Raw genomic sequence first — 23,505 nt, 5'->3', positions numbered from 1 at the left:
TCGGGGGCATATTTCCTGTTCGTCAGCGGGCTGCCGCTATCGTTGCCTGCGATGCGACGGGGGCGATCGCGGTCGCGGTCGGCGACGACGCGGCGGCTTCGATCCTGCCTGCTATGGTCTGCACCTTCGGCGCGCTGGCGGCGAACTGGACGCCCGATATCACCACCCGATCCTGGGGCTTCAGCCCCGATCGGATCACTCGGAGGCCATTGACCAGCGGCCCGGCCTCGACCGGCCGCGCCTCGACGCTGCCATCCTTTGCCGCGACGACATAGACGATCTTGCGGGCCTGATCGGTGACGACCGCCGCGTCGGGCACGAGCAGGGCGCGCTGAGCGCCGCCCGAGGAGAGGCGCATGTTGCCGAACATTCCCGGCGTCAGGAAATAATCGGGGTTCGAGATAACCGCGCGGCCGCGGATCGTGCCTGATCCGTTGTCCAGGGCATTGTCGGTGAAGTCGACCTTGCCTCGCCATTTGTAATCGGCCTCGTCCTGAAGGCGGATTTCGACATGGTCCGATCCTTCCTTCTGGCGGCGCTGCTTGAGGTAGAGCGCCTCCGAGCCGTCGAAGGAGAAGTAGATCGGATCGAGCGCGTTGATCGTCGTCAGCACGGTGGCGCTGGCCGCCGAGTCGCCCGAGACGAGATTGCCGATATCGACCCGGCGGTCGGATATCCGGCCCGAGATCGGCGCGCGGACCTGGGTGAACTCGACATCGAGACGCCGTGCCTGAGCCTGCGCGCGGGCGGCGGCAAGCGAGGCCTCGGCGGACTGGACGGCGGCGCGCAGCGAATCGACTTCCTCGGCGCTCACGGCCTGGTCGGCGATCAGCCGGTTGGCGCGGGCGAGCTCGCTACGCGCCAGGGTCAGCGCGGTGGCGGCGCTGGCGACCCGCGCGCGCGCCTCGGACAGCGATGCGGCGAAGGGGCGGGCGTCGATCGAAAAGAGCAGCTGGCCCTTGCGGACGATATCGCCGTCCCTGAAGTGGATCGAGGTCAGCGCTCCCGAGACGCGCGGACGAATCTCGACCGCCTGGCTCGCCTCGAAGCGGCCGACATAATCGTCCCACAGCACGACGTTCTTTTCGATGGGCTGACTGACCGTGACGACCGGCAGCGGCTGGATGTCGGCCTGCGCCTTGTCGTTGCCGAACAGGCCGTAGCCCGCGAACAGGATCAGTCCCGCGATCGGCAGTGCAGCATAGGCGGCACGTTTTTTCGTAAGGCGCGGCGGCGCGGGCTGGATCGTGTCGATATTCTCGACAGGGTCGCCTTTAAGCTCGGAAAGATACATTTTCATGTCCCTGCGCTTTGCAAAAATGTTACAGAACGGTACGCCCTGATCATGCAGGTACCGACCGGTTACATCTTTTGCAAGTGCGAACGCCGCAGAGACGGTTGCAAAAATATCTATCGGGGGTGGAAGATATCGGCTTGGAGCACCCCTGGGGGTCGCCCCGGCACAGGCCGGGGCGACGTAAGCTGGGCGTTATTTCGCCAGTTCGGCCTCGATCGCCGCAGTGATGATCGCATCGTCGGGGGCGATGTCGGGGGCAAATCGGCCGGCGACGGTGCCGTCCCTGGCGATCAGGAACTTCTCGAAGTTCCACAGCACGTCGGTGTCGTTCTCCGGCACGATGCCATAGCCCGCCAGCTTCTCCTTGAAGCTGCCGTCCTTGAAGGTCTTGTCGGGCTTCTCGGCGATCATCTTCGCATAGAGCGGGTGCTGGTCGTCGCCCTTGACCGACAGCTTCGAGAACATCGGGAAATCGACGCCATAGTTGGTCGTGCAGAAATCCGTGATCTCGGCGTCGGTGCCGGGTTCCTGCGCCCCGAAATTATTGGCGGGGAAGCCGATGACGACGAGGCCCTTGTCCTTATACTTGCCGTAAAGCGCTTCGAGCGCGGCATATTGCGGGGTGAGGCCGCATTTCGATGCGACGTTGACCGCCAGCAGCACCTTGCCGGCATAGTCGCCGAGTCTGGCGTCCTGGCCGTTGATCGTCTTGAGCGGGATATCCTGGATCGCGGTCGCCATGGTCGACTCTCCTTATAGGGTGGGGCGCTTGCTATCGGATGCGCGGGACGGGCGCGCAACCCCGTCTCCCGATCGTAATTCCCGGGATGCGGGACCAGCGGTGACGGAGCATCTCTGATCGGCCGCTCCGCCGTCCAGGGATTCCCGTTTTGGCGGGAAGGACGAGTTGGGTTGGCCTGCGCATCCATTGACGCGACCGGGCCATGGCGGCAAAGCGAGCGCCATGAAGAAGCTTACCGGCCAGGATCGTACGATCACCACCAAATGGCGGCCCGCCACCCAGGCGGTCCGTGGCGGCACCGTGCGGTCGCAATTCGGGGAGACCAGCGAGGCGATCTTCCTCACCTCGGGCTACGCCTATGACTGCGCCGGCGATGCCGCCGCGCGCTTCGCGGGCGAGCAGAAGGGGATGACCTATTCGCGTCTCCAGAATCCCACCGTGGAGATGCTCGAGGAGCGTCTCGCGCTGATGGAGGGGGCCGAGGCCGCGCGCTGCATGGCGTCGGGCATGGCTGCGATGACGGCGGCGCTGCTGTGCCAGCTGTCGGTCGGCGATCATATCGTGGCGGCGCGCGCGGCCTTCGGCTCGTGCCGCTGGCTGACCGACACGCTGCTGCCGCGCTTCGGCATCGAATCGACGATCATCGATGGCCGCGACAATGACGCGTGGAAGGCGGCTATCCGCCCGAATACCAAGCTGTTCTTCTTCGAGACCCCGGCCAATCCGACGCTCGACATCGTCGATCTGGAGGCGGTTTGCAGGATCGCGAAGGATGCGGGGCTGCTGACCGTCGTCGACAATGCCTTCGCCACCCCGCTGCTTCAGCGGCCGCTCGATTATGGCGCGGACATCGTCGCCTATTCGGCGACCAAGATGATGGACGGGCAGGGGCGCGTGCTCGCCGGCGCGGTGTGCGGCACCGATGCGTTCATCAACAACACCCTGCTCGCCTTCACCCGCAACACCGGGCCGACGCTGTCCGCCTTCAACGCCTGGGTGGTGATGAAGGGGCTGGAAACGCTCGACCTGCGGATCAGCCGGCAGAGCGAGAATGCGCTCAACGTGGCCAAATTCCTCGATGGCCGCGTACCACGCACGCTCTATCCGGCTCTGCCAAGCCATCCACAGCACAATCTGGCGATGAAGCAGATGTCGGCAGGCGGTACGATCATCTCAATCTTCCTCGACGGCGGCCGCGTGCAGGCGCATGGCTTGCTCGACGCCCTCGAACTGGTCGATATTTCGAACAATATCGGCGATTCGCGGTCGTTGATGACGCATCCCTGCTCGACCACCCATGCCGGGTTGTCGGTGGAGGTGCGCGCGGAAATGGGAGTCGAGGAAGGCATGCTGCGCCTTAATGTCGGGCTCGAAGATCCTCTCGACGTGATCGACGACCTCGATCGCGCGCTGAAGGCCGTCGGCCTATGACCTCGACTTCGGTCATGAAGGCCCTGTTCCCGCATACCGCGCAAACGCGCGGCGTCATCGTGCGGGTGGCGGTGTCCTACATGCCCGAACAGTCGGAGCCGGCGCGAGGCCGTTGGTTCTGGTCCTATCATATCCGGATAGAGAATGAGGGGCAGCAGGCGGTGCAACTCCTCACCCGCCACTGGCTGATCACCGACGGGCGCGGCGGCAAGCATGATGTGCGCGGCGAGGGCGTGGTCGGCGAGCAGCCGGTGGTCGAACCCGGCCAGTCGTACGACTATGTTTCGGGTTGCCCGCTTCAGACCCCGACCGGATCGATGGAAGGCAGCTACCATATGGTCGCCGAGGACGGCTCGACCTTCGAAGCGTCGATCCCGCGCTTTCCGCTGATCGGCCCGGCGGTCGCCCTATGAGCGAGGCGAGAACGTGAAGCGCACGCACCTGCCGTTGAATGGCCTGCGCGTGCTCGATGCCGCCGCGCGGCACCTGTCTTTCACCCGTGCGGCCGATGAGTTGGCGGTGACGCCTGCCGCTGTCGGGCAGCAGATCCGCGCGCTGGAGGATACGTTGGGCGTCGTCCTGTTCCGACGCACCGCCAAGGGACTCGAGCTTACCCCCGAGGGCGAGGCCGGGCTCGAAGCGCTGCGCGCCGGCTTCCTTCAGTTTGAAGAGGCTGTCCGCGCGATGCAGGCGGGCCAGTCGTCGAAGACGCTGACGATCGCCGCACCGCGCGACTTCACCGCGAAATGGCTTGCCCCGCGCCTGGCCGATTTCGGCCGCACCGATCCTGAACTGCGCTTCGTGCTGCTGTCGTCGGACGAGGGCCTCGATTTCACCCAGGCCAATCTCGATCTTGCGATCTGCTATGCCGAGGGACCGGGCGAGCATGAGGGCGTCCAGCTTGCCGAGGGCGCGCTGGTTAAGATCGGCCTTGCCGAAGGTGCGCCGATCGGCTGGCCGGGCGCGCCCGCCGACGACAAGAATGCGGCGTTAATGGTCGCCGACGCTGGCCTCGCGATCGACGCGGCGGCGGCAGGCTTCGGCACCGCGCATGTCCCGGCGCTGCTCGTCGAGCGCGATGTCGCCGAGGGGCGGGTGCGCGCGCATGGCGATGTCCAGCCTTCGCCATATGGCTATTGGCTGGTCGCGCCGACCCCGCAATGGCGGCAGAAGAAGGTCAAGGCGCTGGTGGCGACGCTCACCGCCTGATACTGGCCTTTTCACCTGAGAAGGCGTAGGAGGCAGCATGCACAAGCTCTTGATTATCGGTAGCTTCGCGCTGCTCGCCGGTTGTGTCAGCACCGCCAAGACGGTTGTCACCGCCCCCTTCAAGGTCGTCGGCAAGGGCGTCGACTGGGCCACCACCAGCCAGGACGAGGCGGACCGCAATCGCGGGCGCGAGATGCGCAAGCAGGAAGAACGCGACCGCAAGGAGCGCAAACGCGCCGAAAAGGAATGGCGCCGCCAGCAGCGCGACGACTGACGTCGCTATTTACATAACTCAATAGTTATATAATAAATGGGTTATGGAAGATTCGCTCAGCCTCAAGCTCGCCGCGTTGGCCGACCCTACTCGACGCGCAATCGTCGCACGGCTTGCGCGCGGTGAAGCCACGGTGTCGGAGCTGCAACAGCCCTTCGGCATCAGCCAGCCTGCGATCTCGCGGCACCTCAAGGTGCTTGAGACTGCGGGGCTGATCGAGCAGGGCCGCGCCGCGCAGGCCCGCCCGCGCCGGCTGAAGGCCGATGCGTTGCGCGAAACCTCCATCTGGTTCGAGGACATCGCCGCACTATGGCGCGACAGTTTCGAGCGGCTCGACGCGCTGCTTGCCGAAGACAAAGAGGAATGAAACCCATGGCCGAAAAATTCACGATCTCGCGCTTGTTCAACGCGCCGCGTCAGAAGGTTTGGGACGCCTGGACGAAGCCAGAATTGCTGGTCCAGTGGTTCGGCCCCAAGGGTACGCGCGCGACCGCGGTCACGGCTGATATCCAACCGGGCGGGATGCTGCACAGCTATATGGACGCGCCCGACGGCGGCCGCCTCTGGGCGAAGTTCGTATATCGCGAGCTAGTTCCCCCGTCGCGGCTGGTCTATGAACACAGCTTCTCCGACCCGCAGGCGAACATCGCCGGCTCGCCCTTCTCGCCGAACTGGCCGAGGGTCCTGCTGACCACGGTCACCTTCGAGGAAGAGGGCGCCGGCACCCGCATGCGCCTGCACCAGGTGCCGCTCCGCGCCAACGCCGCCCAACGGGCCGAGTTCATCGCCGCGATCGACTCGATGCACGGCGGCTGGGGCGGCAGCTTCGACGAGCTGGACGAATTTCTGGCGGCTGGCTGACGCCTGCCGGTTATTTCGGCGCGCCGCTCACATTTTGCGTGTCGCCGGAAACCGCGGCCACCGCGCTCGCGGCCGTGGCGGCGGGGATGACCATGGCGGTCGGGGGCGGTGCTGTGCCGTCAGCAAACACGACCGGCAGGTCCTCGTCGAGATACCCCATTACGGCGGTGCCCGGGGGAAGGGTCGCGCTCGTCCCGGTCATGAAGAAGCCCGCCAGCGGGAGCAGGACGACCGCGCCGACCACCGCTCCGGTACCGGTTGTGCCCTTGTCGTGCAGCCCGCCCGACAGGCGGATCTGTTGGCCATTGGCGCGGACATAGAGGACGCGGGCGTCGATATTGCCCGATTTGCCCCACATGCCCTTGTTGCGCACCGTAGTGATTTCCCCGATGGCGACGCTGCCCGCGGGGATGACGATCCGGTCGTGCAGCCGCACCGGCTCGGACACTTCCAGATTGAAACGGTCGCCGACCCGCAGCTTCTTGCCGTTGGTTGTGAGTTCCGACACGGTCTTGAGCGGAACCTGGGTTCCCGCTCTCAAGACCGTTCCACTGTTGCTCTGCGATCCGATGGTGATTTGTGCAGTGGCCGCGATCGGTGCACTGATGATGCAAACAGCCGCAAGGCTGCGCAGAAAAATCGACATATTCCCCCCTTGGCACCCACAGGATGCCTTTACCCAGGACGGTCTTAACCGATCGCCGAGCGGAACGACAAATAGATATCGCATCCGTTATGGAGCTATTCAGCCTGCCCCGATCCGCGTCATGGCCGCCGCCTGCCGGATCAGCCCCGGCGCACGCGCGAACAGGCCCAGCAGCGGCCCGGCGATCCACGGCGTCCCGCCCCAGTGCATCAGCAGGTTGGCGAGACTGACCGGCCTGCGTGCCTGCGCGGCGAAATCGGGCTGGAAGCTGATTGCCGCGTCGCCGCCTCCCTGGAGGAAGCAGTGCGCCGCGCGGGTCGCGCTTGCCAGCGCGATGGCGATGCCGTCGCCGGCGAGGCTGGCGATTACCGCCGACTGATCGCCGAGGCGGAACAGGCCGGGCTCGCCGCGTGTCGCGCGCCAACCATAGGGAACCCGCGCGACGCTCGACCAGGCGCTGCCCGCCGTCGCCGCGCCGAAGCGATCGGCGAGGCGCGGAGCCTCACGCGCCAGATCCTCGATCAGCCGGGCAGGCTGTCCGTTCGCCGCCTTCAGCCGCGACTGCGCGACCGACAGGCAGAGATTGACGCTGCCGTCCTCCTGCCGGAGCAGGCCGGCATAACCATCGCGGAACAGATGCAGCTCGATGATGTCGTCGAGCGCGGCGTGCAGGGCCGGCGTCGGATCGAGCCGGATGCGCAGGCCCAGCGCCGGATCGCTTTCGGGCGGCACCGGCCGGGCGATGCCGCGCGTGTCGTGCTTGCCGGTGGCGAGGAACAGAGCATCGCCGCTGATCGCGGTCTCGTCGCTCAGGTGGAGGCACCGCGTCGTCCGGTCGATCCGCCTGATCGTCAGGCCGCGCTCGATCATCGCGCCCTGCGCTTCGGCCTGATCGAGCAGCGCGGCGTCCAGCGTCCGGCGCGACAGGCCTGCGGCTTCGAAAGGCAGTTCGGCTTCGACCATGCGTTTGCCCCCGATCAGCCGCGCCCTGCGGATCGGTCGCGCGCCGAGCGATGCCGGATCGACGCCTAGCCGCCGCAACAGGCTGATCGCATCGCCGCCGAGGAAGCCGCCGCAGACCATGTCCTGCGGTTCGCGGTTGCGCTCGATCACCACCGGCATCGCGCCGCCGCGCGCGAGCAGGATTGCGGCGGCAGCGCCCGCCGGCCCTCCGCCCGCGATCAGCGCAGCCGTTCGACGCATATCCGGAAGGGGAAGCAGCGGCGGATGCGGGCCTCGGCGCCCAGGCCGGCCTTGGCGAGGATCGGCGGCCATTCCGCCGGGCGAAAGGCGCGGGCGATCGATAGCTGTCCATCCTGCCGCACGATCCGGTGCCAACCCATGACGAACGCCAGCAGCGGAAAGCCGAGATAGGCGAAGCGGTGGCGGTGGAGATCGTTGATATGCCAGCCGCGCTTTGCGCAGCTCTCCATCTTATGAAGGAAGGTGAGCAGCTCCTGTTGCGACATATGGTGTGCGACGAGGCTGCTGATGATCAGGTCGAAGCCGCCGTCCGGTTCGGCGGCGTGGAGCAGGTCGACATAGTCCCCCGTGAGATAGGTGATGTCGGGCCCGCCCGGGCTCGCGCGATCGGCGACGCATCGGCTTTTCGGGTTGAGGTCGATGCCGGTCAGCATTGCCTCGATGCCGCTCTTCTCGGCCCAGCGGGCGATGGCGCGGAGCATGTCACCATCGCCGAAACCGACATCGAGCAGGGTGAAGCGCCGCCGGTCGCCAACCGCGCGCGCGACGAAATCGATCGTCGGCCGTGCCGCGAACGTCCAGCGGTTCACCGCGGCGAGGTCGCCCAGCACCGCCGCATAGATGGCAGGATCGAGGTCGGGCGCATCCATCTGCTCCTCCTCGATCGCGGGACGGGTCAGCGAACGCATCAGACGCTCGTGATGGCGAAGCCTTCGGCGGCAAGGCCGGGCCCGAAGGCGACCGCCACCCCGTCGACCGGCGTCGCCCCCGCCATCAGCGCGGCCAGCACGAACATCAGCGTAGACGACGACATATTGCCATTCTCGCGCAGCGTCCGCCGTGAGGCGTCCAGCGCCGCGCCGTCCAGATCGAGACCCTGCTCGACCGCATCGAGGATCGACCGGCCGCCGGCATGGACCGCCCAGCTCGGTATGTCGCGCGCGGCGCGGTTGCCGAGGATGGCGCGGCGCATGTCCGGGCTTTCCAGCGCGGCGGCGATCCGCCCGGGCACTTCGCCCGACAGATGCATCACGAAGCCCTGGTCGCCGATATCCCAGCGGATCAGCTCGTCGCTATCGGGAAGGGTGGCGGCGAAGAAGCGGTCGATCGCGATGCCGCGCGGGTCGCTGCTGACGAGCGCCGCCGCGGCCCCGTCGGCGAACTGGAGCTGGGCGAGCAGCGCGGTGATCTCGGCATTGTCCTGGAGGTGGAGCGAGCAAAGCTCGACCGTCACGACCAGGATGCGCGCGTCGCTGTCCGAGCGCGCGATATGATGCGCGACCCGCAACGCGGCCACCGCCGCATAGCAGCCCATGAAGCCGACAAGGGTGCGCTCGACCGATCCGTCGAGGCCAAGCCGGCGGGCGATGATCTGATCGATTCCCGGCGCGACGAAGCCGGTGCAGCTCGCCACCACCAGATGGGTGATCCCGCCGATATCCTCACGTGCGGCGAGATCGGCGATGGCTTTCAGTGCAAGATCGGGCGCTTCACGGGCATAGGTCGCCATGCGCTGCGACGTCGGCGGCATCGCTTCGCCATAATAGCCGCCGCTGCTGACCGGCGTGCCGCCGCCTTCTGGGCGGGGCAGCACGCTCCAGCGATGCTCGATCCCCGACCGACCGGCCATCCGCGCGAACAGCGCGCGCTCGCGCCCTTCGAGTTTCCGTCCTGCCCAATCGATAAAGGCCTGGTGAACGTCATGATCGGGCACGGCGGCGCCGATCGCGTGGATATGGGCAGTCATCGAGGCTCAACGCGCGGCATGGGCCTTGTGTCCCGTCTTTGTTTGGCCTCAAGTGCCGGCGGTCGCATCCGCGTCCTTGGCTTCCTCGCAATAGATCACGCGTCGATGACGTCCTCGTCGACCGCCGCCGCATTGGCCTGGATGAAGGCGAAGCGGTGCTCGGGGTTCTTCCCCATCAGCCGGTCGACCAGGTCGCGGATGCTCGCGCGCTCTTCATATTCCTGGGGCAGGATGACGCGCAGCAAGGTGCGGGTCTTCGGGTCCATCGTGGTTTCGCGCAGCTGCATCGGGTTCATCTCGCCCAGGCCTTTGAAGCGCGCGACATCGATCTTCTTGCCCTTGAACTCGCCATTTTCGATCACGGCGCGGTGGGCGTCGTCCATCGCATAGAGGCTCTTGGTGCCGGCGGTCAGGCGATAGAGCGGCGGCTGGGCGAGATAGAGATGCCCCTCGCGGACCAGATCGGGCATCTCCTGAAAGAAGAAGGTCATCAGCAGCGTCGCGATATGCGCGCCGTCGACATCGGCGTCGGTCATGATCACGACGCGCTCATAGCGCAGCAGGTCGGCATTGCACTTGTCGCGCGTGCCGCAGCCGAGCGCCTGGATAAGGTCGGCGATCTCCTGGTTCGCGCCGATCTTCGCGCTGTTGGCGGATGCGACGTTCAGGATCTTGCCGCGGATCGGCAGGATCGCCTGGGTCTTGCGGTCGCGGGCCTGCTTGGCGGATCCGCCCGCGCTATCGCCCTCGACGATGAAGATCTCGGTGCCCTCGGGCGCATCATTGGCGCAGTCGGTCAGCTTGCCCGGCAGGCGCAGCTTGCGGCCCGAAGTCGCGGTCTTGCGCTTGACCTCCTTCTCCGCCTTCCGGCGCAGGCGGTCGTCCATCCGGTCGAGCACGAAGGCGAGCAGCGCCTTGCCGCGCTCCATATTGTCGGCGAGGAAATGATCGAAATGATCGCGCACCGCGTTTTCGACGAGGCGCGCGGCATCGGGCGAAGTCAGCCGGTCCTTGGTCTGGCTCTGGAACTGCGGATCGCGAATGAACACCGACAGCATCTGTTCGGAGCCGGTGACGATGTCGTCGGCGGTAACGTCCTTGGCGCGCTTGTTGCCGACCAGATCGGCATAGGCGCGGATGCCCTTGACCAACGCGGAGCGGAGGCCGGCCTCATGGGTGCCGCCGTCGGGGGTCGGGATGGTGTTGCAATAATAGCTGTACGAGCCCTCGGACCACAGCGGCCAGGCGACCGCCCATTCGACCATGCCGTTATTCTCGCCCGCGAAGTTCTGCTTGCCCGTGAAGAACTGGCTGGTGGCGCATTCGCGCGTGCCGACCTGCTCGCGCAGATGATCGGCCAGGCCGCCGGGAAACTGGAACGTCGCTTCGCTCGGCGTGTCGTCGCCGATCAGCGCGGGGTCGCATTTCCAGCGGATCTCGACACCCGCGTAGAGATAGGCCTTCGACCGGGTGAGCCGCATCAGCCGCCCCGGCTTGAAATGCGCGCTGGTTCCGAAAATCTCGGGATCGGGAATGAAGGAAACGCTGGTGCCGCGACGGTTGGGTGCGGCCCCCAGCTTCTCCAGCTTGGTCACGGCATGGCCTTGCGCGAAGCGCTGGCGGAACAGCTCCTTGTTGCGCGCGACCTCGACCACCGTCTCGGTCGATAGCGCGTTGACCACCGACACGCCGACGCCGTGCAGACCGCCCGATGTCGAATAGGCCTTGCCGTCGAACTTGCCGCCCGAATGGAGCGTGGTCAGGATGACCTCGAGCGCCGATTGCTTCGGGAATTTGGGATGCGGATCGACCGGGATGCCGCGGCCATTGTCGACGACGGTCAGCCGGTTGCCGGCCTGCAGCGACCCCTCGATCCGGTTGGCATGCCCCGCAACCGCCTCGTCCATCGCATTGTCGAGCACCTCGGCGGCGAGATGATGATAGGCGCGCTCGTCGGTCCCGCCGATGTACATGCCGGGGCGGCGGCGCACGGGCTCAAGCCCCTCGAGCACCTCGATCTGCGAGGCGTCGTAATTGCCGGAGCTGGTGGACGGTGCGGAGGCGAAGAGATCGTCGTCGGACATTGGCGATGACTATAGGGGGTGAGTGAGGAGAAAGGGAAGTGGCCTGTCATCCCGCTTTCGCGAGGATGACGGATCTTCGTTACCCGCAGCTCACCCGCACGACATTGCCCGCATCGTCGGTTTCGAGGTTCAGCCGGTCGGCGCGGTAATCCTGCGTCACTGCCTGGCCCGGACGGATCACCCTGACCGACTTCGCCCCGCTTGCGGCACGGGCGTCTTCGGCGACGGCGTCTCCGGGCTTGCCTACGAAGCTTTCGGCGCGGTTGAGGTTGCAGGCGAGCGGCTGGATCGCACTGGACTGCGGAACCGCCTGTCCCGGTTCGGACACCGTCGCGGCGCAGCCGCTGAGCGCGATCATCGTCAGTCCGATCAGTGCGGTACGCATGGCAAGCCCCCCTGTTTCACAGCCGCGTTTCACAGCCGCATCTTTCTGGCCCGCGCCCGGACAGGACGCAAGAGCCGGCCGTCCGGGCGGCGTCTGAAATTATCTTACGCGCGGACCGCCAAAGGGCAGGGGCGGCGGCGGACGGCGGTCGCGCCGGGGCAGCTGCGCCTGATAAGCGACCGAGCAATGGCTGAGGCAATAGGGAAAGCCTGGATTGATCTGCTCGCCACAGAAGTGGAAGTCGGGCTCGCCCGGATGACCGAGCGGCCATTTGCAGATCTTGTCGTTCAGATCGAGCAGGCTCGTCTTGTTGGCCATCTCTGCCGACGGCTTTGCCGGCACCAGACGGCGCGGCGGCGCGGGGGTGATCGGCGCGGTCTGCTCGCCCGGGGTCTGGCGCTGGAAGCCGCCGGGGCCGATCGAGCGGACCATGGGCTGCGGCGCGGCGGGCTTTTCGGCCGGGGCAGCGGCGGCCGCCGGTGCTGGCGCCGGCACAGGTGCGGGCCGAGGCGCAGGGGCCGCGGCGCGCTCAGGCGGCGGCGGGGCAGCGGCTGCGGCAGCGGCGGGCGCCGCAGGCGCGCTGGCGGACGCCGAGGAGTCGCCGCCCTTCACGGGCGACGGACGCGCTTCGAGGCCGAGGCGATGCGCCTTGCCGATCACGGCGTTGCGGCTGACGCCGCCCAGGTCTTCGGCGATCTGGCTCGCGGTCATCCCCTGTCCCCAGAGGCGCTTGAGTTGATCGATCCGTTCGTCGGTCCAGGACATGTCTTACCCTCGGTCTTCGCCCACTTCCGGTGACACCGGCTATTGCAGGCGGGGCGGGGAGCCGATAGGCGAAATGCCCATGAGCGACCAGCCCAAAAAAATCATGATCTCTCCGCCAGGCGAGCCGGTTATCCCGTTCTTCAACTGGGGGGGAATGCGTGCCCTCTATGTGAAGGAGGTGAAGCGTTTCTTCAAGGTCCAGCTGCAGACAATCTGGGCCCCGGCGATTACAACGCTGCTTTATTTGATGATTTTCACTCTCGCGCTGGGCAGCGCGGGCCGCCAGGTGATGGGTTATCCGCTCGCCACCTTCATCGCGCCGGGCCTGATAATGATGGGCATGATGCAGAATGCCTTCGCCAATGCCAGCTTCTCGCTGCTGATCGGCAAGATCCAGGGCACCATCGTCGACTATCTGATGCCGCCGCTGTCGACCGGCGAAGTGCTGGCCGCGCTGGTCGGCGCAGCGGTGACTCGCGCTATCCTCGTCGGTATCGCAGTATGGCTGGCGATGCTGCTGTGGCCGGGGGTGCACGTCGTGCCACTGCATCCCGTCGCGATGGTCTGGTTCGGGTTCATGGGGTCGATGATGCTCAGCCTGCTGGGCGTGTTCACGTCGATCTGGGCCGAAAAATTCGATCATGCCGCCGCCGTCACCAATTTCGTGGTCGCGCCGCTCTCGCTGCTGTCGGGCACCTTCTATTCGGTGGACAGCCTGCATTCGGGCTTTCAGGCCGTCAGCCATGCCAACCCGTTCTTCTATGTCATCTCCGGCTTCCGCTATGGCTTCCTCGGCATAGCGGACTCGCCGATAATGGTGGGCGCCATCGCGCTGCTGGTGGTGAATGTCCTGCTTTACGCGCTCTGCTACGCCGTGCTTGATCGGGGCTGGAAAGTGAAGAGCTGAATATTCCCGTTGCCCCTGCGGAGGCCGGGCCAACGCGCATAGAAAAAGGCCGCCCTGGTCTCCCGGAGCGGCCTTTGTTTCAGGCTGTTACGCCTTATTTATAGTGGCGACGGCCGCGCTTATCGACCCAGTACTTGCGGCCGTAGCTATCGCGATAGTAGCGATGCTTGTTCTTGTTCAGTGCGGTGATCGCGGTGCCGCCAACGGCACCGATGATCGCGCCGTCACCGGTGCTGAGACCCGGAATGACAGCGCCAGCGACCGCACCACCGCCTGCGCCGATCAGCGCGCCCTTGGCGAGATCGCCAGCGCTCTGCGCGAAAGCTGGGGTCGCACCGGCAACGGACAGTGCTACCGCCGTTGCGATTAGCTTGTACGTCTTCATGATCAATTCCCTTCGTCAAAAACCTGATCAGAGAACGTGGCCTAGTCGACTATGTTCCGCCGTTCACCTGACGTAGTTTTTCTAGCAGGGAGCGAATGAACCCAGGCTGAAACCGTTGTTCATCTTCATCGGTCAGACCCAGCCTTCGAACACTTGGTCGCGCGGGCGATGGCCGTCGACCCAGGTGCGGATATTGGCGATGACCTTGTCGCCCGTCGCCGCGCGCCCTTCGAAGGTGGCGGAGCCCATATGCGGCAGCAGCACGACATTATCGAGCGCGAGCAGGCGGGGGTCGATCGCGGGTTCATGCGCGAACACATCCAGGCCGGCCCCGCCGATCTCGCCCCGCTCGAGCCGCCCGATCAGCGCCCCCTCGTCGATGATCGGTCCGCGCGCGGTATTGATCAGATATTGATGCCCGGCGAGCATCGCGACGCGGCGGGCGTCGATCAGGTTCTCGGTCTCCGGCGTGTGCGGACAATGGACCGAGACGATGTCGTTATCGGTCAGCAGCCGGTCGAAATCGGGCTCATAGGTCGCGCCAAGCGCCTGTTCGATGCTTTCGGGCAGGCGGTGGCGGTTGTGATAGCTGATCGTCAGGTCGAAGCCGCGCGCGCGGCGGGCGACCGCCTGGCCGATCCGTCCCATGCCGACGATGCCGAGCCGCTTGCCGTTGATGCGGTGGCCGAGCATCGATACCGGGCCCCAACCGGACCAACGGCCCGAACGGACCAGCTTCTCGCCTTCGGCCAGCCGGCGCGGCACCGACAGGATCAGCGCCATCGTCATATCGGCGGTGTCCTCGGTCAGCACGCCGGGGGTATTGGTGACGATGATGTCGGCGGCGCGCGCGGCGCGCAGGTCGATATGGTCGACGCCATTGCCGAAATTGGCGATCAGGCGCAGCCGCCCCTTGCCCGCCGCAATGACCGCCGCGTCGATGGGGTCGCTGATCGTCGGGACCAGTATGTCGCACCGCGCCGCGGCGGCGGTGAGTGCGTTCGCATCCATAGCGTCGTCGCTTTCGTTCAGCTCGACATCGAACAACTCGCTCATGCGCGCCTCGGTGTCGGCGGGCAGACGCCGCGTGACGATCACCTTGGGGCGGCGGGGGCGGTCGGTCTGTGCCATGGCATGTCGCTAATCCTGCTCGGTGCGGAGCGCAAGCGCGTCGCGGCCTGTCCTAGACGCTTGAACGGCGGCCGCGGGACTCTACTATGGCTGCAGGGGCCGGACACAGGGGACGATAGTGAAGAAGTTGGGGTGGTTGCTGCTGGGGGCGATGTCGATCGCGACGGCGGGCGAGGCGCAGGAACGCAAGGTGCCCTATTGGGCCTCGATCTCGACGGGCGACGCGCTGATGCGGACCGGGCCGGAGCGCACCTATCCGGCGACATGGCGTTATCGCCGACGCGATCTGCCGGTGCAGGTGATGCAGGTCTATGGCAACTGGCGCCGCATCCGTGAGCAGGATGGCACCGAAGGCTGGATGCTCGCCACCTTGCTCAGCGCCAGGCGGACGGCCGTCGTGACGGGCTATGGCCCCGCCGGAATGTATGCCGATCCGAACACGGGTTCGGCACTGACCTGGCGTGCCGAGCCCGGCGTGGTGGGCAAGATCTCTGAATGCGAGAGCGGCTGGTGCCTGTTCGATGCGGGCGGCAAAAAGGGCTATATCGAGATCGACCGGATCTGGGGCGTCGACGCGGGCGAGATTGTCGAGTGAGCCTCTGCCGATGGTAGGTCTGGGGCCCACGCTGGAGACTCCCCGGCTGATCCTGCGGCCCCACCGGCTCGACGATTTCGAGGCCTGCCTTTTCCTGCACAATGATCCCGAAGCGGTGCGGATGATCTATCGGACGCCGCCGACCCGCGAGGAAAGCTGGCAGCGCATGCTGCGCTTCGTCGGCCATTGGGCGCTGCTCGGCTATGGTATGCTCCTCGTCGAGGAACGCGCCACGGGACGGGCTGTCGGCGAGGTTGGCCTCGGCGATTTTCACCGTGGCCTCGGCGAGGATTTCGACCCCTTTCCCGAATTCGCATGGATGATATCGAGCGACGTCCATGGCCGCGGCTATGCGACCGAGGCGGCGCAGGCGATGCTTGGCTGGATGGCGGTGGTCCACGCGCCTGACCGCATGGTGTGCATCATCGATCCCGACAATGGCCCCTCTTTGCGCGTGGCTGAGAAGCTGGGCTTCCACCCGTTCGGGAAGGCCGGGTATAAGGGCAAACCGATCATCAAGCTGAGACGCCTGACCGCGCCCCATTGACGGTCCAGCGCAAAAAATTGTCGCGCATGTCGGATAGGCTAAGCTGAACCCGTCGTATCGTTGTTCGGGCATCGTTCCCGACCGATGGATTCAAGACGAAGGAGGATACCATGTCCCGGATTACGCCTTGCCTGTGGTTCAAGGACCAGGCGGAGGAAGCCGCGCGCTTTTATGTCTCTATCCTGCCCGATTCCCGGATCGACGCGGTGCACAGATCGCCCGTCGACTCACCCGGCCCCAAAGTCGGCGACATGCTGATGATCGAGTTCACACTCGCCGGGCAGAAGTTCATTGCGCTGAACGGCGGTATCGATGCCGAATATAATCTCTCGGTGTCGATGTCCTTCGGCGCGCGCGATCAGGCGGAGCTCGACGCGGTGTGGGATGCGCTGCTCGAAGGGGGCAAGGCGCAGGAATGCGGCTGGCTCGCCGATCGCTATGGTCTCCACTGGCAGATCGTGCCCGAGAATTTCAACAAGGTCATGGCCGACCCCGCCAAAGCGAAAGCGGCGATGACCGCGCTTTTCATGATGGTGAAGATCGACATCGCGACGATCGACCGTGCCGTCGCCAACGCCTGAGGGGAGAAGCGCCATGGCGAACAAATTCTTCTGGTATGAATTGATGACCAGCGACCGGGCGGCGGCCGAAGCCTTTTATGCGGATGTGATCGGCTGGCAGCTGCAGCCTTTTCCCGCTGACGGGCCTCCCTATACCGTGCTCGAAGCCGATGGTCTTGGCGTTGGCGGCATCATGCCGATCCCCGAGGACGCCCGTGCCGCCGGGATGCAGCCGACATGGGTCGGCTATATCCATGTCATCGATCTCGACACCGCCGTCGCCGAACTGCGGGCTGCGGGCGGCCTGGTCCACCGCATTCTCGATCCTATTCCCCATGTCGGGCGCATAGCGATCGCGTCCGATCCGCAGGGGGCGATGTTCAACCTGCTCCAGCCCGATGGTCCCGAGACGCCGCCGGCCGGCCGCGCGCCGCTGCTGCCGGCGGGCACGGCGGGCGGGGTCGACTGGCACGAGCTGCACAGCAGCGATTGGGAAACGGCCTTCGATTTCTATGCGTCGCTCTATGGCTGGACCAGGACCGACGCGATGGAGATGGGTCCGCTCGGCACCTATCAGATGATCGCGATGGAGCCCGTCGGCGACGATACCAGCTGTGGCGTGACCAATGGCGCGATGTACAATGACGCCCAGGCGCCGCGTCCCTATTGGAGCTTCTATGTCCATGTCGACGCGATCGATGCGGCGGTCGGCCGGATCGAGGCTGGCGGCGGCAAGGTGCTGATGGGTCCGCATGAAGTGCCGGGCGGCATGTGGGTGGTCAACGCGCAGGACCCGCAGGGCGCGAGGTTCGACCTCGTCGCGCCGAAGCGCTAGGACTGGCCTCCATAATCGTCTTCCCGGCGAAGCTGGATCTCAGGAGATTATGCGTCGCCCCAGCCTCCTGAGATGCCAGCATTCGCCGACATGACGGCGGGGGTATGCTTTAACTATAGTTGAAGCTGACGCTGATCCGATCGCCCTTCGCGGTGCCGGGCGGCACCTCATGACGCAGCCAGCTTTCCCAGAGCAGCACCATGCCGGGCCTGGGTTCGGCATAGACGAAGCTCTGGCTGTCCTCGGGCGCGTCGTCCGTCCGGCGCGGGGCGGCCATCATCAGCGGCAGGCGCGGGTCTTCCAGCTTGAGCCCGCCCGACCCCGGCGGCACCGCGACATAGAATGTGCCCGATATCACGCTGTGCGGGTGGATGTGTCCCGAATGGGCTCCGCCAGATTTCAGCAGGTTGACCCACAGGCTGTCGAGCTTGATCTTGCGGCCGAGCTCCATATGTGAGGCCTCGGCGAAGCGGCGGACATGGCCGTTGAGCAGCTTGACGAGATCGGCGAACGCCGGGTCTCGCAGGGGTAAGTCGTTGAGCGACGCATAGGAAGTGTAGCCGCGATAGCCATGCGCCTTCGACCAGGCCTTCCCGGCGCGATCCTCCTCGGCGAGCATGCGCACCGACTGGTCGAGTTCGGCCACCAGCGCTTCATTGTCGATCATCGCTTCATAGAGGCGCGTCACGAAGAGGGATCGGATCGTCATGCCCCGTCATGAGCATGGGGATGGCTGGAGTTCAAGCGTGGCCAACCCTCTCATTCCCAAATCGTCATGCTGAACTCGTTTCAGTATCCACCGGGCGGCTGGGGCGTGGTTGGAACTCTCGCGGACAGATTTTTGACTATTGCGAGCCAGCCCGCATGGCGGAGTAATGCCGGAACCCGTTCAGCCTGACGGTCAGTTTTGAGCGGTGCGTGCGCCCCGGATCAGCCCCACCGCCTTCGCAAGCGCCGCATCGTTCGGCGTCCGGGCTGATGGCGCCTGATATTTCGGGGTGAAGCCATTGCCTTCGAGCCGGGTGCCATTGGCAGTGCGGATATCATATTCGGCGACGGTAAGCTGGCCGCCGCCGGGCAGGTTATAATCGACCCCGCCGGTCACCGCGCCGGCGCTGCGTTCGCCGACTGTATAGGCGCGGCCGCTTTCATCCAGATAGAAGGCCAGGATCTCGGCGGCGCTCGCGGTCTGCGGGCCGACCAGCACCGCCAGCGGCCCGCGATAGGCGCTCGCTCCCGCGCCGCGAGTGCTTTCCTCGATCACCTTCTTGCCGGTCAGCCGGATCAGCAGCTGACGCCGGGTCGAGAACAGGCCGGCGACCTTGTCGAGCACATCGTCGCGCCCGCCGCCATTGCCGCGCAGGTCGAGGATCACGCCACGCAGGTCGGGCGTCCCGGCGATGGCGTTGGCGATCCAGCGGTCGTCGCCCGGATCGAACTGGTCGAAGCCGATCAGCAGAATGCCGCCGGGGATATGGACCAGTCGCCGCCCCGGCTCCACGTCGCGCAGGTTGGTGGGTTCGCGTGACCATCGCAGGTCGCTGGGCGACGTCGCATAGACATGGCTGTCGTCGAGCTGGTCGAGCATGCGGTTGACCACCGCATAGAGCTGCTTCTCGTCGCGTGCCGCCATTGCCTTGGGGTGATATTCGTCGCGGATCGCGTTCCAGTCGTTGCCGCCCATCGAGCGATCCCAATAGCGATCGGCGACGAGACTCCACGCCCTGTCAAACACGCGCTCGTTGATCGAGGCGCGGGCGGCCGGAAGCGCCGAGGCTCCGGCCATCAGCGACAGCAGCAACGACAGGCGGGTAAGCAGACGCATCAGGACACTCCATCGAAGGCGCAGCGCAGCGTCAGCCGCTTTGCGATCGTGTCGAACAACGCCTCGCTGCACCGATCGAGCCGGTCGCGGCCGAGCAGCACCACCGGCCAGGCGCGCTGTTGCTCGACCTTCTTCCTGACCACGATGTCGCCCTCGTCCGCCGGATCGGCCGGGAAAGCTATGCTTCCGGCAAAATCGGCGGTGCGGACGCGCAGCTGCCCGAAGCGGAAACCCGCGATCGTAATCGGCTGCGGAAAGCGCAAGGTCGCGGTGGGCCGGGCGATGCCGAACGCCGCGACGGTCGGTTCGCTCTCGGTCAGCCGCCCGCCATGCGCCTGTGCGAGCAGCGCGCCGGCGGACGACGTCGCCACTGAATCGGGGCGGGCGAACGAGAACTGGACATGGATGCTGTTGCGGCCAACCGGCAGGACTGCCTCGGGTCCGGCTTCGTCATTGTCTTCGATCGCGAAATCGATGCTGCGCCCCGCATCGGCGAGGGCGGCGCGGACGAAGCGGATCGTCGCATAAGGGAGCAGTCCTATGCCGATCTCTCCATCGACACCCGCGCAGCAATCGCGTCCGTGCGACGCCACGGTCACGATCATCTTGCGCGCATTGATGGTGATGGGGGCGGCAGCCTCGACGCCCTTCAGCGTCTCGCGACCGATCTGGGCATCCGCGCCGGACTCGAAGCGGAATTTCCGGTCAGGAGGCGAAGCTTCGAGCCGCGCGGCGGCGTCGGGGTTCAGCTGTATCAGCCGCTTGGCTTCCAGCCCGACCCGCAAGCGTAAGGGCACTTCGCCAATCGTCACCGCGATGACCGGGTCGCGCATGTCGAGCAGCAATTCACCGGTGGGTGGGGGCGGCGGCTTTGCGCCATGCGCCGAGGCCGCCGTGATCAAAGCCGCCAGCGCGAGCGGCCATCCCGCCCGCGCTGGCACCGTCTTCATCTTCCGCTGCCGACCTTAGCGATGACGATAGCTGCGATAGCGCGGAGCGCTCTGCGCGCTGGTCGCGCTACGCCCCGAATAATAGCTGCGGCTGCGATAGGTGCGGCGCTCGCCCTTGTTGACGAGCGTATTGTACAGCGCGCCGCCGGCCGCGCCGACGAGCGCGCCTTCGCCAACCGACAGGCCGGGGATCACCGCGCCGGCAACGACGCCACCGGCCGCGCCGATGCCCGCGCCGCGCAGGATGTGCGACGCGCTTTGCGCATTCGCGGGCGCCGCCGCGCCGAAAGACAACAGGGCGGCGCTACCAAGTACAAACAATGTCTTCATGGTAGTCACTCCTCCAAAATCCAGACTTGAAACGGGTGGGAAACGAGCCGGTTCCCGCGTTCATCAGGCCGTAAGGAAATTGTCCGGCAAGTCCGTCTGGTCATTGTCGGTTCAATTGATGAACGCCATATTGCTCGAAGAAGGAGAGTCTATCATGCGCGCTACATTGTGCCTTATCGGCGGTATGTTGATGGCGGCGGCGCTTCCGGCGAACGCCGCCCGGGTCGATCCCGAGACACGGCTGGCGAAGGCGCTGGAGGGCAGGGTGGCCGGCAAGCCGGTCGATTGCATCCAGCTTCGCCAGATCCAGTCGAGCCAGATTTTCGAAAAGACGGCGATCCTCTACAAGGTGGGAAGCACCTGGTATGTTAACCGGCCAGACAGCGGCGGCAATTTCCTCGACCGCGACGATGTGCTGGTGACCGATACGCATAGTCCGAACCTGTGCAGCATCGATATCGTCCGCCTGCTCGATTCCGGTTCGCATTTCCCGAGCGGATCGCTGGGTCTGGGCAAGTTCGTGCCCTATACCAAGGCGAAGCCCAGGGGCTGATCGCTCCGGCAGCGACAATAAAAAACGGGCCGCCATCGCTGGCGGCCCGTATTCTTTCGGCAGTAACCCGAGGCTTAGCGCTTCGAGAACTGGAAGCTCTTGCGGGCCTTGGCCTTACCGTACTTCTTACGCTCGACCGCGCGGCTGTCGCGGGTCAGGAAGCCGGCGGCCTTGATCGGCGCGCGCAGGATCGGCTCATATTTGGTCAGCGCCTGGCTGATGCCATGCTTGACCGCGCCGGCCTGGCCCGAAAGGCCGCCGCCCTTGACGGTGCAGATCACGTCATAGGCGCCCTCGCGCTCGGACACGCCGAACGCCTGGTTGATGACGAGACGCAGCGTCGGACGCGCGAAATAGACTTCCTGGTCGCGGCCGTTGACCGTGATCTTGCCGGTGCCGGGCTTCAGCCACACGCGGGCGACGGCGTCCTTACGACGGCCGGTCGCATAAGCGCGGCCCTGCGCGTCGATGATCTGCTCGCGCAGCGGCATCGTCGACACGACCGGAGCCGGCGTCGCGATCGGCGCTTCGTCGGTGGTGTAGGCGGGAGCGGCGTTGTCCTCGGCGGCGACGGGCGCCGGCGCGGCGCCGGTCAGCGCGGCGAGGTCGGTGAGGGACTGGCGGTTATCGGACATTATGCGCCCACCTTGTTCTTGCGGTTCATCGACGCGATGTCGAGGACTTCAGGGTTCTGGGCGCCGTGCGGATGCTCCGTGCCCTTGAAGATGCGCAGGTTGCGCATCTGCTGACGGCCCAGCGGGCCGCGCGGGATCATGCGCTCGATCGCCTTTTCAAGCACGCGCTCGGGGAAGCGGCCTTCGAGGATCTTGTCCGCGTGGGCTTCCTTGATGCCGCCGGCGTAACCGGTGTGGCGATAATAGACCTTCTGGCTCAGCTTCTTGCCGGTGAAGCGAACCTTCTCCGCGTTGATGATGATGACGTTGTCGCCACAATCGATGAACGGGGTGTAGCTCGGCTTGTGCTTGCCACGCAGGATGTTGGCGATGATCGAAGCGGCGCGGCCGACGACCAGCCCTTCCGCGTCGACGATGTGCCACTTCTTCTCCACCGTATAAGGTGTCGCCACCTTGGTGGTCTTCATGAGCGCCTTCATGGGCCTGGACCTCTTTTAAACGAATGACGCCGCCCAACGGGGAGCGGCGTGAACGGAGCGCTAATGCGCAGAGACCCCTAAAGGAGTCAAGCAAAATGGGGCCGTTTTAATGAGGTATTATGATACCCTTCGATCGCCCAGCCCGTGCGCAGCCCATAGCAGCGCCCCCAGCAACAGCACCGCGACCCCCTGATGCGCCACCGCGACATGCAGGTCGACGCCGGTCAGCAGCGTGGCGATGCCCAGCGCGATCTGGACGACCAGCAGGGTCGCGACCGCGTGAACCGGCCCCTTGGCGCCCCGGTCCTTCGCCGCGCGCGCAACCGCCAGCGCGGCGAACACCGCGATCCAGGCCCACCAGCGGTGGATGAACTGCACCACGATCGGATTGTCATAGAGGTTGGCGAGGCCGATCGCCGGATTCCATCCGCCGGCGGGGAACCATGCGTCCCCCATCTTCGGCCAGCTCGCAAAGGCATAGCCGGCGCGCAGGCCCGCGACGAACGCGCCCAGCATGATCTGGACGCCCAGGATCAGCAGCGCCGCGAAGCCGAGACGGCCCAGCCCGGCCGGTCGCGACGCCGGGTCGCGGTGCAGCCGCAACAGGTCGAGCGCGGTCCACACCAGCGCCGAGAAGATCAGCAGCGCCGCGATCAGATGGACCGCAAGCCGGATATGGCTGACCTCGGTCCGCACCGACAGCCCCGAATAGACCATCCACCAGCCGATCACGCCCTGCATCCCGCCCAGTGCGAAGATGCCGATCATCCGCCAGCCGTAACCGGCGGGGATCGCGCGCCGCCACCACGCGACCAGCATCACGCCGGCCAGCACCACCCCGATGCCGCGCGCCAGCAGCCGGTGGAGATATTCCCAGAAATAGATCTCCTTGAACCCCTCCAGCGTCATGTGGAGGTTGAAGGCGGCATATTGCGGGATCGTCTGGTAATTTTCGAACTCGGCCTGCCATTCGGCGGCGTTGAGCGGCGGGATGATCCCCCGGATCGGCTTCCACTCGGTGATCGACAGCCCGGACTCGGTCAGCCGGGTGATCCCGCCGACCAGCACGATCGCGAAGACGAAGGCGGCGAGGACGAACAGCCAGTGCGCCAGCGCGCGGGGGCGCGGC

The 23,505-nt window shown here is 65.9% G+C and carries 30 protein-coding genes; 12 read left to right on the top strand and 18 right to left on the bottom strand.

What is annotated here, in order from left to right; translation table 11 throughout:
- Window positions 1-22 precede the first annotated feature (22 nt).
- Both WP12_RS00555 and WP12_RS00550 read right to left on the bottom strand, forming a co-directional pair.
- Complete coding sequence (locus tag WP12_RS00555) at window positions 23-1,294, bottom strand: efflux RND transporter periplasmic adaptor subunit (RefSeq protein WP_084690892.1); 1,272 nt, start codon at window positions 1,292-1,294, stop codon at window positions 23-25.
- Window positions 1,295-1,489: 195 nt separating this feature from the next.
- Window positions 1,490-2,038: a glutathione peroxidase gene (locus WP12_RS00550; protein WP_046191813.1), complete on the bottom strand. Its 549-nt coding sequence runs from the start codon at window positions 2,036-2,038 to the stop codon at window positions 1,490-1,492.
- A 223-nt stretch (window positions 2,039-2,261) separates the two neighbouring features.
- On the opposite strand from WP12_RS00550, the gene WP12_RS00545 reads away from it, so the two are divergent.
- Genes WP12_RS00545 through WP12_RS00520 form a run of 6 tightly spaced genes read left to right on the top strand, consistent with a single transcriptional unit; the run spans window position 2,262 to window position 5,814 of the window.
- Complete coding sequence (locus WP12_RS00545) at window positions 2,262-3,470, top strand: trans-sulfuration enzyme family protein (protein WP_046191812.1); 1,209 nt, start codon at window positions 2,262-2,264, stop codon at window positions 3,468-3,470.
- A gap of 14 nt (window positions 3,471-3,484) precedes the next feature.
- Complete coding sequence (gene apaG / locus WP12_RS00540; RefSeq protein WP_046191821.1) at window positions 3,485-3,883, top strand: Co2+/Mg2+ efflux protein ApaG; 399 nt, start codon at window positions 3,485-3,487, stop codon at window positions 3,881-3,883.
- Window positions 3,884-3,896: 13 nt separating this feature from the next.
- Window positions 3,897-4,679 (top strand): LysR family transcriptional regulator, encoded by a 783-nt coding sequence (locus WP12_RS00535; protein WP_046191811.1) that lies wholly within the window; start codon window positions 3,897-3,899, stop codon window positions 4,677-4,679.
- 37 nt (window positions 4,680-4,716) lie between these two features.
- On the top strand, window positions 4,717-4,953 hold the full coding sequence (locus WP12_RS00530; protein ID WP_046191810.1) for a hypothetical protein: 237 nt from the start codon (window positions 4,717-4,719) through the stop codon (window positions 4,951-4,953).
- A 43-nt stretch (window positions 4,954-4,996) separates the two neighbouring features.
- Complete coding sequence (locus WP12_RS00525; protein WP_046191809.1) at window positions 4,997-5,320, top strand: ArsR/SmtB family transcription factor; 324 nt, start codon at window positions 4,997-4,999, stop codon at window positions 5,318-5,320.
- A gap of 5 nt (window positions 5,321-5,325) precedes the next feature.
- Window positions 5,326-5,814 (top strand): SRPBCC family protein, encoded by a 489-nt coding sequence (locus tag WP12_RS00520; protein WP_046191808.1) that lies wholly within the window; start codon window positions 5,326-5,328, stop codon window positions 5,812-5,814.
- Window positions 5,815-5,824: 10 nt separating this feature from the next.
- Here the strand turns inward: WP12_RS00520 and WP12_RS00515 are convergent, their stop codons facing one another.
- The 7 genes from WP12_RS00515 to WP12_RS00485 form a co-directional block, all read right to left on the bottom strand.
- The gene (locus tag WP12_RS00515; protein WP_046191807.1) at window positions 5,825-6,460 is read right to left on the bottom strand and encodes a hypothetical protein; all 636 of its coding nucleotides are present in this window, start codon (window positions 6,458-6,460) and stop codon (window positions 5,825-5,827) included.
- Between the two features lie 99 nt (window positions 6,461-6,559).
- Window positions 6,560-7,663: an NAD(P)/FAD-dependent oxidoreductase gene (locus WP12_RS00510; RefSeq protein WP_046191806.1), complete on the bottom strand. Its 1,104-nt coding sequence runs from the start codon at window positions 7,661-7,663 to the stop codon at window positions 6,560-6,562.
- Window positions 7,642-8,352, bottom strand: coding sequence for a methyltransferase domain-containing protein (locus WP12_RS00505; RefSeq protein ID WP_046191805.1), 711 nt, complete (start codon window positions 8,350-8,352; stop codon window positions 7,642-7,644). Before WP12_RS00505 ends, WP12_RS00510 begins: the two co-directional genes overlap by 22 nt.
- Window positions 8,352-9,410 carry a type III polyketide synthase gene (locus WP12_RS00500; protein WP_046191804.1) on the bottom strand — a complete coding sequence of 353 codons (1,059 nt, stop codon included), beginning with the start codon at window positions 9,408-9,410 and terminating at the stop codon, window positions 8,352-8,354. The genes WP12_RS00505 and WP12_RS00500 overlap by 1 nt, the downstream gene beginning before the upstream one ends.
- Window positions 9,411-9,505: 95 nt before the next feature.
- On the bottom strand, window positions 9,506-11,494 hold the full coding sequence (gene parE / locus WP12_RS00495) for a DNA topoisomerase IV subunit B (protein ID WP_046191803.1): 1,989 nt from the start codon (window positions 11,492-11,494) through the stop codon (window positions 9,506-9,508).
- Window positions 11,495-11,573: 79 nt separating this feature from the next.
- Complete coding sequence (locus WP12_RS00490) at window positions 11,574-11,879, bottom strand: I78 family peptidase inhibitor (protein WP_046191802.1); 306 nt, start codon at window positions 11,877-11,879, stop codon at window positions 11,574-11,576.
- 99 nt (window positions 11,880-11,978) lie between these two features.
- Window positions 11,979-12,644: a GcrA family cell cycle regulator gene (locus WP12_RS00485; protein ID WP_046191801.1), complete on the bottom strand. Its 666-nt coding sequence runs from the start codon at window positions 12,642-12,644 to the stop codon at window positions 11,979-11,981.
- A 79-nt stretch (window positions 12,645-12,723) separates the two neighbouring features.
- Here WP12_RS00485 and WP12_RS00480 point away from each other — a divergent pair, with 79 nt between their 5' ends.
- Window positions 12,724-13,551, top strand: a complete 828-nt coding sequence (locus tag WP12_RS00480; RefSeq protein ID WP_046191800.1) for an ABC transporter permease — start codon at window positions 12,724-12,726, stop codon at window positions 13,549-13,551.
- Window positions 13,552-13,645: 94 nt separating this feature from the next.
- Here the strand turns inward: WP12_RS00480 and WP12_RS00475 are convergent, their stop codons facing one another.
- Together WP12_RS00475 and WP12_RS00470 are read right to left on the bottom strand one after the other, a co-directional pair.
- Window positions 13,646-13,936 carry a hypothetical protein gene (locus WP12_RS00475; protein ID WP_046191820.1) on the bottom strand — a complete coding sequence of 97 codons (291 nt, stop codon included), beginning with the start codon at window positions 13,934-13,936 and terminating at the stop codon, window positions 13,646-13,648.
- A 132-nt stretch (window positions 13,937-14,068) separates the two neighbouring features.
- On the bottom strand, window positions 14,069-15,067 hold the full coding sequence (locus WP12_RS00470; RefSeq protein WP_046191799.1) for a 2-hydroxyacid dehydrogenase: 999 nt from the start codon (window positions 15,065-15,067) through the stop codon (window positions 14,069-14,071).
- A 118-nt stretch (window positions 15,068-15,185) separates the two neighbouring features.
- Here WP12_RS00470 and WP12_RS00465 point away from each other — a divergent pair, with 118 nt between their 5' ends.
- The 4 genes from WP12_RS00465 to WP12_RS00450 all read left to right on the top strand — a co-directional run bounded on the left by WP12_RS00465 (window position 15,186) and on the right by WP12_RS00450 (window position 17,604).
- Entirely contained in the window at window positions 15,186-15,662 is a 477-nt protein-coding gene (locus WP12_RS00465; protein WP_235398781.1) for an SH3 domain-containing protein, read from the top strand.
- A 10-nt stretch (window positions 15,663-15,672) separates the two neighbouring features.
- Window positions 15,673-16,209 carry a GNAT family N-acetyltransferase gene (locus WP12_RS00460; RefSeq protein WP_046191798.1) on the top strand — a complete coding sequence of 179 codons (537 nt, stop codon included), beginning with the start codon at window positions 15,673-15,675 and terminating at the stop codon, window positions 16,207-16,209.
- A gap of 110 nt (window positions 16,210-16,319) precedes the next feature.
- Window positions 16,320-16,790 carry a VOC family protein gene (locus WP12_RS00455; protein WP_046191797.1) on the top strand — a complete coding sequence of 157 codons (471 nt, stop codon included), beginning with the start codon at window positions 16,320-16,322 and terminating at the stop codon, window positions 16,788-16,790.
- Between the two features lie 13 nt (window positions 16,791-16,803).
- Window positions 16,804-17,604: a VOC family protein gene (locus tag WP12_RS00450; protein WP_046191796.1), complete on the top strand. Its 801-nt coding sequence runs from the start codon at window positions 16,804-16,806 to the stop codon at window positions 17,602-17,604.
- Between the two features lie 109 nt (window positions 17,605-17,713).
- On the opposite strand, the gene WP12_RS00445 is transcribed toward WP12_RS00450, so the two are convergent.
- The 4 genes from WP12_RS00445 to WP12_RS00430 all read right to left on the bottom strand — a co-directional run bounded on the left by WP12_RS00445 (window position 17,714) and on the right by WP12_RS00430 (window position 20,709).
- Window positions 17,714-18,313: a TIGR02466 family protein gene (locus WP12_RS00445; RefSeq protein WP_046191795.1), complete on the bottom strand. Its 600-nt coding sequence runs from the start codon at window positions 18,311-18,313 to the stop codon at window positions 17,714-17,716.
- A gap of 192 nt (window positions 18,314-18,505) precedes the next feature.
- Complete coding sequence (locus WP12_RS00440) at window positions 18,506-19,429, bottom strand: S41 family peptidase (RefSeq protein ID WP_046191794.1); 924 nt, start codon at window positions 19,427-19,429, stop codon at window positions 18,506-18,508.
- A complete protein-coding gene (locus tag WP12_RS00435) occupies window positions 19,429-20,379 on the bottom strand; it encodes a hypothetical protein (RefSeq protein ID WP_046191793.1) in 951 nt (316 codons plus the stop codon). Before WP12_RS00435 ends, WP12_RS00440 begins: the two co-directional genes overlap by 1 nt.
- Before the next feature lie 15 nt (window positions 20,380-20,394).
- Window positions 20,395-20,709: a hypothetical protein gene (locus tag WP12_RS00430; RefSeq protein WP_046191792.1), complete on the bottom strand. Its 315-nt coding sequence runs from the start codon at window positions 20,707-20,709 to the stop codon at window positions 20,395-20,397.
- Window positions 20,710-20,863: 154 nt separating this feature from the next.
- Here WP12_RS00430 and WP12_RS00425 point away from each other — a divergent pair, with 154 nt between their 5' ends.
- Window positions 20,864-21,262, top strand: a complete 399-nt coding sequence (locus tag WP12_RS00425) for a hypothetical protein (RefSeq protein ID WP_046191818.1) — start codon at window positions 20,864-20,866, stop codon at window positions 21,260-21,262.
- 74 nt (window positions 21,263-21,336) lie between these two features.
- Here WP12_RS00425 and rpsI read toward each other — a convergent pair whose 3' ends face one another.
- The 3 genes from rpsI to WP12_RS00410 all read right to left on the bottom strand — a co-directional run.
- Window positions 21,337-21,897 (bottom strand): 30S ribosomal protein S9, encoded by a 561-nt coding sequence (gene rpsI / locus WP12_RS00420; protein ID WP_046191791.1) that lies wholly within the window; start codon window positions 21,895-21,897, stop codon window positions 21,337-21,339.
- Entirely contained in the window at window positions 21,897-22,376 is a 480-nt protein-coding gene (gene rplM / locus WP12_RS00415; RefSeq protein WP_046191790.1) for a 50S ribosomal protein L13, read from the bottom strand. Before rplM ends, rpsI begins: the two co-directional genes overlap by 1 nt.
- A gap of 117 nt (window positions 22,377-22,493) precedes the next feature.
- Window positions 22,494-23,505 (bottom strand): COX15/CtaA family protein (locus tag WP12_RS00410; protein WP_046191789.1); only part of this gene is annotated, 1,012 nt, incomplete at its 5' end.

The sequence above is a fragment of the Sphingomonas sp. SRS2 genome (assembly GCF_000971055.1).
Classification (GTDB): Bacteria; Pseudomonadota; Alphaproteobacteria; order Sphingomonadales; family Sphingomonadaceae; genus Rhizorhabdus.
The sequence above is the reverse complement of the archived record's forward strand: the minus strand, read 5'-3'. Positions and strand labels throughout refer to the sequence as shown.